The organism is Streptomyces diversicolor, assembly GCF_057537855.1.
Genome location: NZ_BAAJXA010000034.1, coordinates 74,324 through 90,242, shown reverse-complemented (window position 1 = coordinate 90,242; position 15,919 = coordinate 74,324). Strand labels below are relative to the sequence as shown.

Sequence of the window (15,919 nt, the reverse complement as noted above, 5' to 3'; positions counted from 1 at the left end):
GGCCACACCAGCCAGTGCACCAGCGGGGAGCAACCTGTGAACCTCGACGTTGACGGCGGGTACGGGGGGTACGACGTGTACAACGGCATGGCTGCCACGCAGCTGGCCGGCGTGGCCTGGCAGAAGAGCCGGTACAGCAACTCGCAGGGCTCCTGCGTGGAGTTCGCCCGGCTGCCCGGCGGAGACGTGGCCGTCCGCAACTCCCGCTACCCCGACGGACCCGCGCTCGTCTACACACGCGCGGAGATCGAGGCGATGCTGCTCGGGATCAAGGACGGCGAGTTCGACCACCTGATAACGAGCTGACGCCGGCGCCTCGGGCGGGCGCCGGCGCTTCACCGCAGGAGGCCGGGGAGACGCGCGTAGAACGGCGGCGTCGGACGGTGCCGTGCCGCGTCAGACGCCTGGGAGCCGGAACAGGGCCCAGACGACCTTGCCGCTGAGGGTGCCCGCGAGCGGGTGCCAGCCCCAGCCGTCGCTGAAGGACTCGACGAGGAACAGCCCGCGCCCCGACTCCGCCACATGGTCCTCGGCGGCGTGCGCGACCGGGGTCTCGTGGCTGGGGTCGCGCACCGCGCACACCAGCCGCTCGGTCCAGCGCATCAGGTGCAGCCGCACCGCCGCGGACGGGTCGACGCCGCCGTCGCCCGGCAGCGCGTGCCGCAGGGCGTTGGTGACAAGTTCCGAGACGACCAGGCATATGTCGTCGAAGCGGTCGCCGACGTCCCACTGGTCCAGGGTGCCGCGGGTGAAGCGCCGGGCCTCGCGCACCGCCTCGTACCGGGCGGGCAGGGCGCAGGAGGCGGCGCTGGACACGGCCGCGGGGTCCAGTGGCGGAAGGCCCTGCCGTAACGGCTTGAGCATGGTCGATCCATTCGTCCCCATGCGAGGCACTCCCGGGAATTCGCGGTCGTTGCGATGCAGCGGTGGCGCGGGACCATGGTTTCGGATGCGCACAGCAGATGCAAGGGCAGATGCACGTGCACGAGGCCGAATTGCTCCCTCCCGTACCACTTCTTGGTCATTTTTTCCGCCAACCTCGCGTGCGTGGCTCGCCGCTTCCCTGCTCCTTCCTGCGGGAAAACTTTGGCGTCTTTCCGTTTCCGTAACCAGACGAGTACTGCTCGAAGTGTTTTAGTGGCAGACTTCGGCCCTTGAAGACGGTTGGGGAGGCTGGCGAACGTGAGCGCGGGAGAGCCCGGATCGGTGGTGCGACGCATGCTGCTCGGCTCGCAACTCAGGCGACTGCGTGAGTCTCGCGGCATCACGCGCGAGGCCGCGGGATACTCGATCCGTGCCTCGGAGTCGAAGATCAGCCGGATGGAGCTGGGCCGGGTGAGCTTCAAGACACGGGACGTGGAAGACCTGTTGACGCTGTACGGCATCACGGACGAGGTGGAGCGCGAGTCGCTGCTCTCGCTCGCCCGGGAGGCGAACGTGGCCGGCTGGTGGCACAGCTACTCCGATGTACTGCCGAGTTGGTTCCCCACCTATGTGGGCCTGGAGGGCGCCGCCTCCCTCATCAGGGTGTACGAGGTGCAGTTCGTGCACGGTCTGCTGCAGACCGAGGAGTACGCCCGGGCGGTCGTGCGGCGCGGCATGAAGGGTGCGAGCGTCGCCGATGTGGAGCGGCGCGTCACACTGCGCCTGGAACGGCAGAAGCACCTCGTCGCCGAGAACGCGCCCGAGTTCCACATCGTCCTGGACGAGGCGGCCCTGCGCCGCCCCTACGGCGACCGGGAGGTGATGCGCGGTCAGCTCCAGCACCTGATCGAGATCTCCGAGCGGCCCAACGTACGGTTGCAGATCATGCCGTTCGGCTTCGGCGGGCACTCCGGAGAGAGCGGCGCCTTCACCATCCTCAGCTTCCCCGAGTCCGATCTGTCCGATGTGGTCTACCTGGAGCAGCTGACCAGCGCGCTGTATCTGGACAAACGCGAGGACGTCGCCCAGTACGAGCACGCGCTGAAGGAGTTGCAGCAGGACAGCCCCGGCCCGGACGAGAGCCGCGATCTGCTGCGCGGGCTGCTCCAACTGTCCTGATCGCGCCCCTGCCCGGCGGTGACGATCCGATCCCACCCGCAATTCGTACCCTCACGTGACATCCCAACTCACGCCCAACACAAGTACGATGACGCCTGATCAGCGTGATGGGACCGTGAGCGTGATCAGCCGTGGAGTTGATCGGGTGTCTGGCTGGCTGCTGCGGCAGCAAGGGGGATCGAGGGATCACATGTCGTCCTGCTTCACCGACCTGGCCCAGCAGTACATCGACGGTGAGTGGCGCCCGGGCACCGGTTCCTGGGACATCATCGACTTCAACCCGTACGACGGCGAGAAGCTGGCCTCGATCACCATAGCCACCGTCGACGAGGTCGATCTGGCCTACCGGGCCGCGGCTCGCGCCCAGCACGAGTGGGCCGAGACCAACCCCTACGCCCGCCGTGTCCTGTTCGAGCGGGTCCTGCGCCTGGTCGAGGAGCGGGAACAGCAGATCACCGACATGATCGTCGCCGAACTGGGCGGCACGCTCGTGAAGGCCCGGTTCGAGATCCACCTCGCCAAGGAGTTCCTGCGCGAGGCGGCCCAGCTGGCGCTGCGCTGCGAGGGCAGGCTCCTGCCGTCCCCGAGCGACAGCAAGGAGAACCGGGTCTACCGCGTCCCGGTCGGCGTGATCGGCGTCATCAGCTCCTTCAACTTCCCCTTCCTGCTGTCGATCAAGCCGGTCGCCTCGGCGCTCGCCCTGGGCAACGCCGTCGTCCTCAAACCCCACCAGGACACCCCGGTCTGCGGCGGCACGCTGCTCGCCCGGCTCTTCGAGGACGCGGGACTGCCGGCGGGGCTGCTGAACGTGGTGCTCACCGACATCGCCGAGATCGGTGACGCCTTCATCGAGCACCCGGTGCCCAAGGTGATCTCCTTCACCGGCTCCGACAAGGTGGGCCGGCACATCGCCACCGTGTGCGCGGGCCAGCTCAAGCGGACGGTGCTGGAACTCGCGGGCAACAGCGCCCTGGTGGTGCTGGACGACGCCGACCTCGACTACGCGGTCGACGCGGCCGTCTTCAGCCGGTACGTCGACCAGGGCCAGGTCTGCATGGCCGCCAACCGGGTCCTGGTGGACCGTTCGGTCGCGGACGAGTTCACCGAGAAGTTCGTGGCCAAGGTCAGGACGCTGAAGACGGGCGACCCGAGCGACCCGCGGACGGTGATCGGGCCGGTCATCAACTCCCTCCAGGCGAACGCCATCTCGGCCGCCATAGAACAGGCCGAGGCCGAGGGCGCCACCGTCCTGGTGCGCGGCACGACGACCGACAACCTGGTCGAGCCGTCCGTCCTGACGGACGTACCCACCCGCTCCTCGCTGCTGCGCAAGGAGATTTTCGGCCCGGTCGCCCTGCTCGTGCCGTTCGACGGCGAGGAGGAGGCGGTCCGCATCGTCAACGACACCCCGTACGGGCTGAGCGGCGCGGTGCACACGGCCGACATCGAGCGGGGCGTGGCGTTCGCCAAGCGGGTCGACACGGGGATGTTCCACGTCAACGACGGCACGGTCCACGACGAGCCGCTGGTGCCCTTCGGCGGCGAGAAGCACTCCGGGATCGGCCGCCTCAACGGCGAGACGACACTGGCCGCTTTCACGACCCTGAAGTGGATCTCGGTACAGCACGGCCGGACGTCGTTCCCGTTCTGACGGTTCCGGCGACCGGGGCCCTTGGAGGAGCGAGGGCCGCTCCGGCGGGGCGGGTGCGGCTTCGGTGGCCGGTGGTTCGGCCCGGCTGGGGCGGATGATCCGGGGGTCCTAACCTGGAGGGCATGTCAGCGATCCGTCTTCTCGTGCTGGGCGCCGTCCGTCAGCACGGGCGGGCCCATGGGTACCAGGTGCGCAACGACCTGGAGTACTGGGGCGCGCACGAGTGGTCCAACGCCAAGCCCGGCTCGATCTACCACGCCCTGAAACAGATGGCCAAGCAGGGCCTGCTGCGCGCCCACGAGATCGCGCCGTCCACCGCGGGAGGCCCGCCGCGCACGGAGTACGAGATCACCGAGGCGGGCACCGAGGAGTACTTCCGGCTGCTGCGCGAGGCGCTGACCTCGTACGACCAGCGGATGGACGTCAAGTCGGCCGCCATCGGCTTCATCGTCGACCTGCCGCGGTCCGAGGCGGTGGCGCTGCTGGAGGAGCGGATCCGGCGGATCGAGGAGTGGCGCTCCACCGTCATCGAGCACTATGTGCCCGAGGAGGGCCCGGGGCAGTACGGGCACATCGGCGAGATCATGAACCTCTGGCTCCACACGGCCGACGGTGAGGCCGAGTGGACACGGGGCCTGATCGAGCGCATCGAGGCGGGCGCGTACACGTTCGCAGGGGAGGGCCCCCAGTTCGTCGGGGTACTCGCGGCCGACGAGCCGAACCCGTACACGACGGGCGAGCCCCACCCCGAGGACGACCACTGATCAACGTCCGACCGATCAGGCCGGAGGGACCGGCTTCGGTCCCCTTCGGGACGCGGTCGAATTCTCGGGGCGTGGTCAGGTGAACAGCGGGGAGCCCAGGGGGCGTTGGCGGTCGAAGCCGGGGAGGATCAGGAAGGTCGCGCCGGCGGTTGTGGTGGTGAAGGACAGCAGCGCGTCGGACGTCTCCATGTGGGTGAGGGTGGCCGTGAAGGTCCGCAGGTCGTTCTGGAAGCTGATGAAGAGCAGGCCGGGGGCGGGATCGTCGGTGCTGTAGGAGCGGCGGAGCATGAGCCCGACCCCGACCACGGTGGCGTGCGCTCTGCGTACGTGGGCGTCCGCGGGGACGAGATAGCGCCCGTCCGGTGTCTTGGCTCCGAGTTGCGGGCCCGAGGCGGCGCTGCCCCCGGACAGGGGGACGCCGCTGGCCCGGCGCCGGCCGAAGACCGCCTCCTGTTCGGCCACGGACAGGGCGGCGAACCGCGGCAGGTCGAGTTCCATACGCCGCAGTACGGCAAGGGTGCCGCCGGCGACCGCGGGTGGGCCCGCAAGCCACAGGTCGCGTTGTTGTTCGGCGGTCGTGTGCGGGCCCACGATGCCGTCGATGAAACCGAGCGGGTTGCGGGGCGCGGTAAGGCCGTCGCCGACGGGCACGTTCGCACCGCGGCGTGCGGACTGCCGCCAGCGTTCGCGGATGCGGTCACCGGCCTGGTCCACAAGCGCGGCGGCGACGACAGGCAGCAGCAGCGCGTCGCTGGCGCAGATCTGTATCAGCAGGTCACCGCCGCGTGCCTGCGGGGCGATCCGCTCGCGGGAGAAGCGCGGGAGGTCGGCCGCTCCGGGCAGCGAGGCGCCGGCCGTGCGCACCAGCCGGGGGCCCACGCCGACGGTCACGGTGAGGTCGCCAGGCGGCAGCCCCAGCAGCCGCGCGTCGGTCCCCGCCGTGAGGGTGCGGATGGCCTCGCCGAGTTCGGCCAGTAACGGGCCGGGAGCCGCGGTGGCATCGAGGTCGGCCACCACGGCGAGCAGGTTGGGCTGGGCCGGCTGCGGAAGCGTGATGCCTGCCTGATGGCGGCCCGTCGCCGGAACCGGCTTCGGCGTGGCCTCTGGGGCAGGCGCGGGCCGGCCCGGCTGGGCGGCGTCCGATGTGCACCCGGCGGTCAGCCCGGCGGCCATCATGGCGCCGGTGACATCGAGGAACCTGCGGCGTGACGGGGGGTGGTCGGCTCGGCGCATGGGGTGCAGAATGCCACAGCCGTATCGCGTGGACCGGTCAACCCCATGATTCCGGCGTGCAATTGGGCGCACCATGACAGACTGGGATCATGCCTCGATCAGCTCTTCGCGTGGTGGCGGCCGTAGCGGGCACGCTCACACTGGTGGCCGGCTGCGGCGGCGGCGACGGCGGATCGGACAAAGGCCGGCGTCCGGCCGGTGCGCACGCGACGATCCGAGTGCCTGCCGATGCCCCGACCATCTCGGACGCGGTGTCCTTGGCCAGGCCCGGTGACTTGGTGCTGGTCGCGCCGGGCGTGTACCGCGAGTCGGTGAAGATCGACACGGCGCGCATCACTCTGCGCGGTGTGTCCCGGGACAAGGTCGTCATCGACGGGCGGTTGCAGCAGCCGAACGGCGTCGTCGTCTCGGCGCCCGGGGTGGCCGTGGAGAACCTGACGGTGAAGAACAACACGCAGAACGGGGTCCTGGTCACCGGTTCGGCGAAGGCGGCCGCCGGCCTGCCGGGGGGAAGCGGCGGCTACGACACCGGCGACGAGCCCGTCACCTTCCTGAAGTCGTTCCTGGTCTCCCATGTGACCGCGACCCGCAACGGTCTGTACGGCATCTACGCGTTCTCCGCCCAGAACGGTGTCATCGAGCACTCGTACGCCTCGGGCGGCGCCGACTCGGGGATCTATGTCGGCCAGTGCAAGCCCTGCAACATCGTGGTGCGGGACAACGTCGCCGAACTCAACGCGGTCGGTTACGAAGGCACCAACGCCAGCGAGGACATGTACGTGGTCGGCAACCGCCTGGTCGGCAACCGGGTCGGACTCACCACCAACTCCGACCACCAGGAGAAACTGCTCCCGCAGAAGGGCTCCCTCATCGCGGGCAATCTGATCGCCGCCAACCAGCAGACGGCGACCCCGGAGCAGGCCGACGGCGGGTGGGGCATCGGCGCAGGCATCGACGGCGGCAGCGACAACCGGTTCGTCCGCAATCGCATCGCCGGCCACCGCAACGCCGGGCTGCTGATCACCGCGACCGCCGACATACCTCCGGTCGGCAACCAGATCGTGGACAACACGTTCACCGGCAACCGCGTCGACGTCGGCTGGACGTTCCCCACCGCCACACGAGGACGGGGCAACTGCCTGCGGGGCAACGATCTGCGCACCACCGTGCCCGCCCGGCTCGCGACGACTGCGGCCTGCCCGCTGCCGGCCGGGTCCACCTCGCCGGCCGGGAAGTGGACGGCGCCGACCGCGCCCGGTGGCATCCCGTTCACCGAGGTCGCGGCGCCTGCTCCGCAGCCGCAGTTCCCCGACGCCGCCACCGCCGGTGCCACCGTCGTCCCGCCCGTCCCGGCCCTGCCGAAGACGGAGGACATCCCGCTGCCGCCGGCGTCCCTGCTCGCCGCGAACGCGCGGGTGCGGACGTCCTGAACGGCGGCTACCGTGCCGGGGTGGCTCCGGGTACCGGCTCGACCGGGACGTACGGGTGGGTGTCGAAGTCGATGACCACCGGCTCCGGCTGCGAACCCACGCTGACGCGGACCCGGTACATGGTGCCGTCGGAGCCGATCCAGTAGCGCACGTTGCCCGCCGTACCGGAGCGGTCGGGGGAGGACGGCCCGGTCATGACGTCCACCCGGCGCCCGTCCACCTGCTCCCGCCCCCACCAGGCGGCGCCGTTCTGCGGCAGCAGTTCGGCGTTGTCCGGCCGGTCGCCGCCGAGACCGAGCGCGATGGACAGGGAGGTGTCCAGCGCGCTGCCGGAGGCCAGCAGCGGACGGTCGGACCAGCCGGAACGGGGCGGCGACGCGGGGGCGTCGGCCGGGGCGTCCGTGATCGGACGGACATGCACCGAGGTGGGCGTCCACTGGATCAGCCCGTCGCTGGACCTGGCGCGCCCGGTGCCGTGCACCACGCCGTAACCGACCTTGCGCCGGTAGTCGACGGACCCGGTGACGGTCAGCTTGCCGGCAGTGCCCGGCACGGTGATGGTCACCGCGCGGCCCTGCGCCTGGTAGTTGCGGAATCGTGTGATCGCCAGCCGGCTCGCCTCGTCCGGCGTCAGCGGGCGCGGCCCGCCGGAGCCGCCGTCGGCGACCAGGAACGCGGCCACCGTGGCCATCGCGGCCACCGCGACGGCCGCGATGCCGATGACGGCCGCGGTCCGGCGCGACCACGGCCATCGCCGCCGGTCAGCCGGACGACCCGATGGGGCTTGCCGGGGTTTCACGCTCCGCACGCGGTTCGACGCTGACACTCTCCGATGCATCCTTTCGATCAGCACACCGTGAGGCCGCCGCGGGCTCGCGGCGGCACTCGGCAGTCCGGTGGCAGACCACGCCAAGGCCGGCCCTGGTGGACCGGCCGAGACGTGATGTGCCCGTCCGCGCCGTCCGGATCGCGGACGGGCGGATCACCGTTGTGCGGTTCGTTCAGTGGTGCCGGGCGCGACGATTCCGGGTCACGTACGCGATGACCAGGCCCGCACCCACCAGCAGACCGACGATGCCGATCATCTCCGCCACCCCGGGCGTACCGGTGCTCGCCAGCGAACCCCCGCCGCCACCGGCCGGGGCCGGGTGGTTGGCGGGCGGCGCGGGCGACGGCGGCGCGGAGGCCGCGGGCGGCGTCGGCGTCGGTGTCGGTGTCGGTGTGGGAGTCGGCGTCGGTGTGGGAGTCGGCGTCGGGGTCGGCTCCGGCGTCTCCTTCGGGATGTACACCCCGGCGTCGATCGTGTGATCGACCCCGCCCGGCTTGTCGGGCGCCGTGACAGGCGCGTAGCCGTTGCACAGCCGTCCGGTGGTCGGCGGGGTCACATTGGAGTCGTGCGCACGGTCGGCACCGGCCCGCGGGAGCGTGAACCTCAGCTCGCTCGCCGGGGGCTGCTCGGGCACCTGGCTGGTGTCCGCGGTGCACACGTCGAACTGCACCGTGTACTTCGCGCCGGGCGTGAGCTCGTACGCGGCGCCGACACCGCCGAAGTAGTACTCGCCTGCGGCATCGGTCGTGGTCGTGGCGACCTGTTTGCCGTCCTCGTCCAGCAGGTTGATCGTCGCCCCGGGCAGCAGCACATGCCCCGGGTCCTGGATCCCGTTGTGGTCGCCGTCGAACCACACGACGTTGCCGATCTGGATCGGCGCGTTCGCCGCCGCGTACGCGATGTCACCGAGCCCGCCGGCCTTGCCGAACCCGCCTTGCTCCCGGCTGACGAACTGGAACCCGTTGGCGGTCGGGTTGTTGCCCGGGCCCTCGCCGGTCGTGATGTCGTGGTAACCGGTCCCTGAGGTCGCGACGTTGACGACCGGGTCGAACTCCGTGCTGACGACCCACTGCTGCTGCGGGATATAGGCCACCGACCCCAGCGCGGTCTCCTGGTGCGAGTTGGCATAGAAGTCGCCCGGGAAGTATTCGACGACATCGGCGGCCTGGCCGCCGCTGTTGGCGGTGGTGGCGTGGTTGGGGCAACTCCCGGTGCCTTCCCACTGGTATTCACCGGTGGGAGTGGCGCAGACCATGGTGATGTCACCACCGGACATGCCGCTTTCCGCCGTGTCGTTGCCCGGGCGGGGATCCAGCCCTCCCCAACCGAGCACATCCATGAACCGGTCGCGGAAACCCAGGATCATCGAGCCGTCGCGGGCGAAGGCGAGGGAGGCCAACTCCGGCTGCGGGTCGATGAAGGCGCCGCCCGACTTCCGGTCGTCCCACGTGTCCAGGCTGGTGTTCCACGGATTCCAGTGACTGCCCTTGACGTCGCCGCCGAAGACGTTGCCGCGTTGGGCCGTGAGCGGATGGCTCAGCACCGTGGTGAACCGCCTGCCGTCATAGGTGGAGACGACGGCTTTCAGGTCCGCGCGCTGCTGTGTGCTCTCCGCGCTGCACACGCCGCCGACGTACAGCGTGTTGTTGTGGACCTGGAGGCCGAACGGCCGCCAGTCATCGGGGCTCGCGCACCCCGGGTCCGGGATCGGGACCGTCGACTTGGGCGCCGCGGCGGTGGCCCCTGTCGCGTCGAAGCTCACCAGGCTGCGGGTCCGCAGGTTCACCGCGTACAGCGTGGAGCCGTCCGCCGACAGGGCCAGGCCACCGATGCTCTCCTTGCCGGGCGCCTCGGTGAACCCGGCATCCTTGATCATGTTGGCGGTGTCGTGCTGCGTCACCGCGGCGTCCGGCACCCGCGCGAACAGCTCCGGCGCACCCGAGCCGTTGACCGGCACGGTGTAGATGGCGCCCCCGCCCTGCGGCCCGTAAGCGGCGTACCGGCGGGCGAACGCGCTCTGGAACAGCCGGGTCCGGTCCTTGTCGTACGCCAACCCGAACGTCGTGCCCACCTGGTCCTGCGTGGCCAGCGTGGTCGGGCAGGCCACGTCGGTGGGACACGTGCCCCGGACCTTCGTCCCGAACGCCACCAACGCCCGGTTGTCGTTCCCGCCCGGGCCGTTGTGGACCGGCACGAAGTACCGCGAGTCCGGCAGCGCGTAGTCGGCCGGATCCCACACCCCCGTGACCACAGAAACGTTTCTGCCACCCGACACGTCGACGAACGACGTGAAGCTGTCGAAGTGGTTCTCCGCCGTCGACGCGGGCGCCGCGCGCAGATAGTCGCTGTACGGCGCCGGGACGCTGACGTCGACGCGGTACCGGCCGCCGCTCAGCGCGGTCGACTGCGGCACCACGACCTTTCCGGTGGCATCCGTGACGCCGGTGACGATGTGCCCGGCGGGGTCGGAGACCTCCACCTTCATGCCCCGCTGCGGCACGTCCATCGTCGCGTTGATCACGCCGGTGCCGAAGAAGTCGCGCAGCACCTCGACCGTCAGCGTGCCGTCGTCGGCCGAAGCGGCGGCCGGTCCGGCCGTCGCTCCCACGGCACCGCCCGCCAGCAAGAGAACAGATATCGCGATGCGCGCCGACGGCTCGACAACCTTCCTGGTTAACCGGCGCGAGTCTCTGCCGAGTCGGTTCATGGCATCACACTCCACACTTCTCTTGTCGTCTCTTGTCGTGTCTTGTCGTGAAAACGAAGCACCCGCTTCGTGCCGCATGTCCGCTTGCCTCACGGAAGGGGAAAGGGGCCCACCGCTGTTGCGCGGATCACTTCGGTGATCGCATGAGGACATTGTCGGTGAGTGGTGAGCTCCGCGGGCCAGAAAGAGCAAACGCGCATTCACGGCCACGACTTGTGCCCCCACCCCCACCCCCGACCTCACCGACCGCCATCGCGAGCAGCGCGCGGCATCCTATCGCCCGACAGTCTCCGGGCGCTCAGAGAAGGGCGACCGGAAGAATGTGCGACAGCGAAGTAATGGCCGAATCCGGCCCGTTGGGCACCGCACACGGTCCCGCCCGCGTGATGGAGTCGCAGGCCGATGTCTACGGCCGACGGCCTGTCGGGGCGCTTCCAGCGGAGCGCTCAGTGGTGGAAGCCGGTGGCCGCCTGTTTGTCCTGGGTCAGGGGGTGCGGTTGGCGGCGCAGCTCCGGCAGGAGGCGGGTCAGGTCTTCGACGAACAGGTCGGCGAGATCGGTGGAGAAGCCGTTGCGGCACACGATCCGCAGGACGGACAAGTCCTCGCGGTGCGGCGGGAAGGTGTACGCGGGGACCAGCCAGCCGCCCTCGCGCAGCCGCCGGGAGACGTCGAAGACGTCGTACGACGTCACGTCCGGCGCGGTGGTGAAGGCGAACACCGGCAGCTCGTCGCCCCGGGTCAGCAGCCGGAAGTCGCCCAGCGCCTCGATCCGTTCGGCGAGGGAGCGCGCCACGTCCCGGGTGGACTGCTGCACGGCCCGGTAGCCCTCGCGGCCGAGCCGCAGGAACGTGTAGTACTGCGCGACCACCTGTGCGCCGGGCCGGGAGAAGTTCAGCGCGAAGGTCGGCATGTCGCCGCCCAAGTAGTTGACCCGGAAGACCAGTTCCTCGGGCAGCGCCTCCTTGTCCCGCCACAGCGCCCAGCCGACGCCGGGGTAGACCAGGCCGTACTTGTGCCCGGAGGCGTTGATCGAGGCCACCCGCGGCAGGCGGAAGTCCCAGGCCAGGTCCTCGTCGAGGAACGGCGCGACCATGCCGCCGGACGCGCCGTCCACGTGCACCGGCACATCCAGGCCGGTGCGTTCCTGGAGGTCGTCCAGGGCCGCGCACAGGTCGGCGATCGGCTCGTAGGAACCGTCGAAGGTGGAGCCGAGGATGCCGACCACCCCGATGGTGTTCTCGTCGCACAGCTCGGCCGCCGCCCGCGGGTCGAGGTGGTAGCGGTCGCCCTCCATCGGCACCTGGCGGGCCTCGACCTCCCAGAAGGTGCAGAACTTCTCCCAGCAGACCTGGACGTTCACGCCCATGACGAGGTTGGGGCGGGCCGTGCTGGACGGGTAGCGGTCGGCGTTGCGGTGCATCCACCGCCGCTTGAGCGCCATCCCGGCCAGCATGCACGCCTCGCTGGACCCGGTCGTCGAACAGCCCACGGCGGCCGACGGGTCCGGCGCGTTCCACAGGTCGGCGAGCATCGCCACACAGCGCCGCTCCAGTTCGGCCGTGCGCGGGTACTCGTCCTTGTCGATCATGTTCTTGTCCTGGCACTCGGCCATCAGGACACCGGCCTGCGGCTCCATCCAGGTGGTGACGAAGGTGGCCAGGTTGAGCCGGGAGTTGCCGTCCAGCATCAGCTCGTCGTGCACCAGCTGGTACGCGGTCGACGGCGCGAGCGGCGCGCTCGGCAGCCGGTGGGTGGGCGGTGCCTCGGTCATGCCGCCGACCGGATTGGCCTCCCCGAAGAACGGGTTGACGGACAGCCGCCGGTGTTCGTGCTTCTGCGGGCCTTTGTGCAGTGCCATGGAGGTGCCTTCCTGGAGGGTCGGGGGTGTCCGGCCGGTCAGCGCATCGCCGTACCGTCCGCGCGCAACTGCATCTGCGGTCGCCCGGTCACCAGCAGCCAGGCCGGCAGTGAGGCGATGCACAGCAGCGCGAGGGCCGCGGGCGACGCCACGAGTACCGCGGCGGTGAACAGGCTCACCCAAGCCTGCCGGGTGATCGCCAGGAGCATGCCCAGCACCCCGGCGGCCACGCCCACCGCCGGCTGCACGGCGGGCACCAGGGCGTGGGCGCACAGGCCGAGGGCGGCGCCCACGAAGACGGCCGGGAAGATCCGGCCGCCCCGGAACCCGCAGGACGCGGCGACGAGCAGCGCGGCCAGCTTCACCACCGCCATCCCGGCGAACTGCCCGGCCGTCCAGCCCTCGGGATCGCGCGCCAGTTCACCGACCTCGTCCAGCCCCTTGAACAGCGTCAGATGGCCGCCCAGGGCGCCGAGTGCGCCCAGTACGACCCCGCCCGCCGGCAGCATCAGCATCGGGTGCCGCAGCCGCCGGAAGGCCCCGTGGACGTACGGGAAGCCGCACACGGCGCACAGGCCGAGCAGCGCGCCCGCCGCCGCGACGACGAGCGCCGCGAGCACGTCGGCCCAGGCCGGCCGGCCGATCGGCGGCAATCGCAGGTCGAAGCTCGGGTGGGCGACCAGGGTGGTCGTCAGGGCGCCCGCCGCGCCCGCCGTGAGCGGCGCGAAGACGTTGTCCCAAAGGCGCCCCCTGATCGGCCGCCCGGCCAGTGCCTCCGAGATCACCAGGGCCGCCGCCACCGGAGTGCCGAACAGCGCGCCGATCGTCGCCGACTCCGCGAGCGTCGGCCACAGGCCGCCGGGCAGCCCCGGCGCCAGCCGGGTGCCCAGCCACAGCGCCAGGCCCACGTTCGCGGCGATGATCGGGTTCTCCGGGCCGAGGCTCGGCCCGCCCGCGAGCATCAGTGCGGTCGCCAGCAGCAGGCCCGGCAGCACCGCGGGCGGCAGCGTGGGCGCGTCCAGGCCCAGTCCGGCCGGGTCGGGCCCGGCGTGTCCCGGCACCTTCCACACCACGAGGCCGACGGCGATCCCGGTCGCGGTGAGCATGATGAGGACCCATGCCACGGAGTAGCGGCCGATCCCGAGCGCGTCGGGGAGGTCGGCCCAGAGCACGCCCTGAAGCTTCTCGGCCGCCACGCTCACCCCGACGAAGAGCACACTGGCCAGCACGCCCACCACGAGGGCGGGCAGGACCAAGGGCAGCAGGGCGCGCGCCGGGGTCGCCGGAGCGGTGGGCGCCTGCCGCGCCGTGTCCTGGGCCACGGGCTCACGATAACGGACATAAGCGGGCGAACATCCCGAGGGAAATGGGCTTGCACCTCACGTCACGTGAGGGGCGACCGTGGAGCGCGTACCGAGTGAAGGAGCGGAAGTGAGCTACTCCGTGGGACAGGTCGCCGGGTTCGCCGGGGTCACGGTGCGCACCCTGCACCACTACGACGAGATCGGCCTGCTCGTCCCGGGCGGGCGCAGCAGGGCGGGCCACCGGCGTTACAGCGAGGCCGACCTGGACCGGCTGCAGCGGATCCTGTTCTACCGGGAGCTCGGCTTTCCGCTCGACGAGGTCGCGGTCCTGCTCGACGACCCGGACGCGGATCCGCGCGCGCACCTGCGCCGCCGGCACGAACTGCTGACCGCCCGGATCGAGCAGCTGCAGCGGATGGCCGAGGCCGTGGAGCACGCCATGGAGGCACGCAGAATGGGCATCAACCTCACGCCGGAGGAACGGTTCGAGGTCTTCGGGGACAAGGACCCCGAGCAGTACGCCGAGGAGGCGGAGGCACGCTGGGGCGGCACGGACGCGTACGCCGAGTCGCAGCGCCGTGCCGCCCGCTACACCAAGGAGGACTGGAAGCGGCTCCAGACCGAGGTCGACGACTGGAGCGAGCGGTACGGGGCGCTGGTGGACGCGGGCGCGCCCCCGGCGGGCGAGCCGGCCATGGACATGGCCGAGGAGCACCGGCGGCACATCTCCCGCTGGTACTACGAGTGCCCGTACGACACGCACCGCTGCCTCGGTGAGATGTACGTCGCCGACGAGCGCTTCAAAGCCTTCTACGACGCGATGCGGCCGGGCCTGGCCGAGCACCTGAAGGAGGCGATCTGGGCCAACGCCGCCCGTCACACCGCGCAGACGCGGTAGGCGCACAGGGCGCCCGGGCCGATCCGCCGGGGGCGGCGAGGCCCGCCGGGTCGTCCCTTCGTACCCGCGGCGTGGTGCGGAGCCACCGGTGGAACCTGGGGCGGTCACCCGGCGTTGATAGCTTTGTGCGGCCGCACCAGGACGCCCCCTCGCCGCCCTCACCCCTCAGGAGCCCGGAACCGTGACGACGATTGCCCTCGGACCGAGCTGGCTGGACCCCAATTACCTGCTGGACACGTACAGCATCTGGGGCCTGCTCCTCATCGTCTTCGCCGAGTCCGGCCTGCTCATCGGGTTCTTCCTGCCGGGTGACTCGCTGCTGTTCACGGCCGGACTGCTGATCACCTCCGGTCAGCTGGACTTCCCGCTGTGGGGGGCCATCGCCCTGATCTGCCTCGCCGCGATCCTCGGCGACCAGGCGGGCTACATGTTCGGCAAGAAGGTCGGCCCGAGCCTCTTCAGCCGCCCGGACTCCCGCCTCTTCAAACAGGAGAACGTCACCAAGGCACACGAGTTCTTCGAGAAGTACGGCCCGAAGTCCCTGGTCCTGGCCCGCTTCGTGCCCATCGTGCGCACGTTCACGCCGATCATCGCCGGCGTCAGCGGCATGAAGTACCGCTCGTTCCTCGTCTTCAACGTCGTCGGCGGCGTCCTGTGGGGCGCGGGCGTCACGCTGCTCGGTTCCTGGCTGGGCAACATCGACTTCGTGAACCAGCACATCGAGATGATCCTCATCCTGATCGTCCTGATCTCGGTCGTGCCGATCATCATCGAGTTCCTGCGGGCCCGCTCCAAGAACAAGAACAACCCGCCCGCCGACCCCGCCGCGCAGCAGCCCTTCCAGCAGCAGCCCCCGGCCATGGACGACGCCACGACCCGGCTGCGCCGCATCGAGCCGGGCCCGGGCTACGAGCCGCAGGCCCAGGCTCAGCAGCAGCCCCACCAGCCCCAGCAGACGCAGCAGCCCCAGGACCCGTACGGCAACTGGAACCAGGGCCAGGACGGCCGGGGCTACGACAACCGGGGCTACGGCACTCAGGGCTATGGCGACCAGGGTTACGGCGACCAGGGTCACGGGAACCAGGGCTACGGCGACCAGAACTACGGCGACGGCGGTGGCTACGGCCGGCAGCAGTACCCGTACGACTCCCGCCAGGGCAACTACCGTCCCTGACCGGCGCGACGACCAGGGGCCCGGGGC

At 70.7% G+C, this 15,919-nt stretch carries 13 protein-coding genes; 7 read left to right on the top strand and 6 right to left on the bottom strand.

The window, feature by feature from the left end; all coding sequences use genetic code 11:
- The first annotated feature begins 87 nt into the window (after window positions 1-87).
- Window positions 88-306 (top strand): DUF397 domain-containing protein, encoded by a 219-nt coding sequence (locus tag AC27LF_RS32760; RefSeq protein ID WP_388719932.1) that lies wholly within the window; start codon window positions 88-90, stop codon window positions 304-306.
- Between the two features lie 90 nt (window positions 307-396).
- On the opposite strand, the gene AC27LF_RS32755 is transcribed toward AC27LF_RS32760, so the two are convergent.
- Window positions 397-885, bottom strand: coding sequence for an ATP-binding protein (locus tag AC27LF_RS32755; protein ID WP_479660000.1), 489 nt, complete (start codon window positions 883-885; stop codon window positions 397-399).
- A 333-nt stretch (window positions 886-1,218) separates the two neighbouring features.
- Between AC27LF_RS32755 and AC27LF_RS32750 the strand changes: the two genes are divergently transcribed.
- The 3 genes from AC27LF_RS32750 to AC27LF_RS32740 all read left to right on the top strand — a co-directional run bounded on the left by AC27LF_RS32750 (window position 1,219) and on the right by AC27LF_RS32740 (window position 4,458).
- Window positions 1,219-2,043: a helix-turn-helix domain-containing protein gene (locus AC27LF_RS32750; protein ID WP_479660019.1), complete on the top strand. Its 825-nt coding sequence runs from the start codon at window positions 1,219-1,221 to the stop codon at window positions 2,041-2,043.
- Window positions 2,044-2,233: 190 nt separating this feature from the next.
- The gene (locus AC27LF_RS32745; protein ID WP_479660018.1) at window positions 2,234-3,694 is read left to right on the top strand and encodes an aldehyde dehydrogenase family protein; all 1,461 of its coding nucleotides are present in this window, start codon (window positions 2,234-2,236) and stop codon (window positions 3,692-3,694) included.
- 122 nt (window positions 3,695-3,816) lie between these two features.
- Window positions 3,817-4,458, top strand: a complete 642-nt coding sequence (locus AC27LF_RS32740; protein ID WP_479659999.1) for a PadR family transcriptional regulator — start codon at window positions 3,817-3,819, stop codon at window positions 4,456-4,458.
- Between the two features lie 75 nt (window positions 4,459-4,533).
- Here AC27LF_RS32740 and AC27LF_RS32735 read toward each other — a convergent pair whose 3' ends face one another.
- Window positions 4,534-5,691, bottom strand: a complete 1,158-nt coding sequence (locus AC27LF_RS32735; protein WP_479659998.1) for a Dyp-type peroxidase — start codon at window positions 5,689-5,691, stop codon at window positions 4,534-4,536.
- Between the two features lie 89 nt (window positions 5,692-5,780).
- Here AC27LF_RS32735 and AC27LF_RS32730 point away from each other — a divergent pair, with 89 nt between their 5' ends.
- Window positions 5,781-7,121 (top strand): right-handed parallel beta-helix repeat-containing protein, encoded by a 1,341-nt coding sequence (locus tag AC27LF_RS32730; RefSeq protein WP_479659997.1) that lies wholly within the window; start codon window positions 5,781-5,783, stop codon window positions 7,119-7,121.
- A gap of 7 nt (window positions 7,122-7,128) precedes the next feature.
- On the opposite strand, the gene AC27LF_RS32725 is transcribed toward AC27LF_RS32730, so the two are convergent.
- From AC27LF_RS32725 to AC27LF_RS32710, 4 genes are all read right to left on the bottom strand, one after another.
- Window positions 7,129-7,812 carry a hypothetical protein gene (locus AC27LF_RS32725; protein ID WP_479659996.1) on the bottom strand — a complete coding sequence of 228 codons (684 nt, stop codon included), beginning with the start codon at window positions 7,810-7,812 and terminating at the stop codon, window positions 7,129-7,131.
- 310 nt (window positions 7,813-8,122) lie between these two features.
- Window positions 8,123-10,657 (bottom strand): SdrD B-like domain-containing protein, encoded by a 2,535-nt coding sequence (locus AC27LF_RS32720; protein WP_479659995.1) that lies wholly within the window; start codon window positions 10,655-10,657, stop codon window positions 8,123-8,125.
- A gap of 446 nt (window positions 10,658-11,103) precedes the next feature.
- Complete coding sequence (gene gad / locus AC27LF_RS32715; protein WP_479659994.1) at window positions 11,104-12,516, bottom strand: glutamate decarboxylase; 1,413 nt, start codon at window positions 12,514-12,516, stop codon at window positions 11,104-11,106.
- A 38-nt stretch (window positions 12,517-12,554) separates the two neighbouring features.
- Window positions 12,555-13,838, bottom strand: a complete 1,284-nt coding sequence (locus AC27LF_RS32710; RefSeq protein ID WP_479659993.1) for an ion channel protein — start codon at window positions 13,836-13,838, stop codon at window positions 12,555-12,557.
- A gap of 109 nt (window positions 13,839-13,947) precedes the next feature.
- Here AC27LF_RS32710 and AC27LF_RS32705 point away from each other — a divergent pair, with 109 nt between their 5' ends.
- Entirely contained in the window at window positions 13,948-14,718 is a 771-nt protein-coding gene (locus AC27LF_RS32705) for a MerR family transcriptional regulator (RefSeq protein ID WP_479659992.1), read from the top strand.
- A 181-nt stretch (window positions 14,719-14,899) separates the two neighbouring features.
- Complete coding sequence (locus AC27LF_RS32700; protein WP_479659991.1) at window positions 14,900-15,892, top strand: DedA family protein; 993 nt, start codon at window positions 14,900-14,902, stop codon at window positions 15,890-15,892.
- Window positions 15,893-15,919: the final 27 nt, after the last annotated feature.

What these genes read in the sequence shown, in the direction of transcription:
- AC27LF_RS32760 (WP_388719932.1), top strand. Translation starts at nt 88, where the DNA reads ATGGCTGCCACGCAGCTGGCCGGCGTGGCCTGGCAGAAGAGCCGGTAC.
- AC27LF_RS32755 (WP_479660000.1), bottom strand. Translation starts at nt 885, where the DNA reads ATGGGGACGAATGGATCGACCATGCTCAAGCCGTTACGGCAGGGCCTT.
- AC27LF_RS32750 (WP_479660019.1), top strand. Translation starts at nt 1,219, where the DNA reads ATGCTGCTCGGCTCGCAACTCAGGCGACTGCGTGAGTCTCGCGGCATC.
- AC27LF_RS32745 (WP_479660018.1), top strand. Translation starts at nt 2,234, where the DNA reads ATGTCGTCCTGCTTCACCGACCTGGCCCAGCAGTACATCGACGGTGAG.
- AC27LF_RS32740 (WP_479659999.1), top strand. Translation starts at nt 3,817, where the DNA reads ATGTCAGCGATCCGTCTTCTCGTGCTGGGCGCCGTCCGTCAGCACGGG.
- AC27LF_RS32735 (WP_479659998.1), bottom strand. Translation starts at nt 5,691, where the DNA reads ATGCGCCGAGCCGACCACCCCCCGTCACGCCGCAGGTTCCTCGATGTC.
- AC27LF_RS32730 (WP_479659997.1), top strand. Translation starts at nt 5,781, where the DNA reads ATGCCTCGATCAGCTCTTCGCGTGGTGGCGGCCGTAGCGGGCACGCTC.
- AC27LF_RS32725 (WP_479659996.1), bottom strand. Translation starts at nt 7,812, where the DNA reads ATGGCCACGGTGGCCGCGTTCCTGGTCGCCGACGGCGGCTCCGGCGGG.
- AC27LF_RS32720 (WP_479659995.1), bottom strand. Translation starts at nt 10,657, where the DNA reads ATGAACCGACTCGGCAGAGACTCGCGCCGGTTAACCAGGAAGGTTGTC.
- gad (WP_479659994.1), bottom strand. Translation starts at nt 12,516, where the DNA reads ATGGCACTGCACAAAGGCCCGCAGAAGCACGAACACCGGCGGCTGTCC.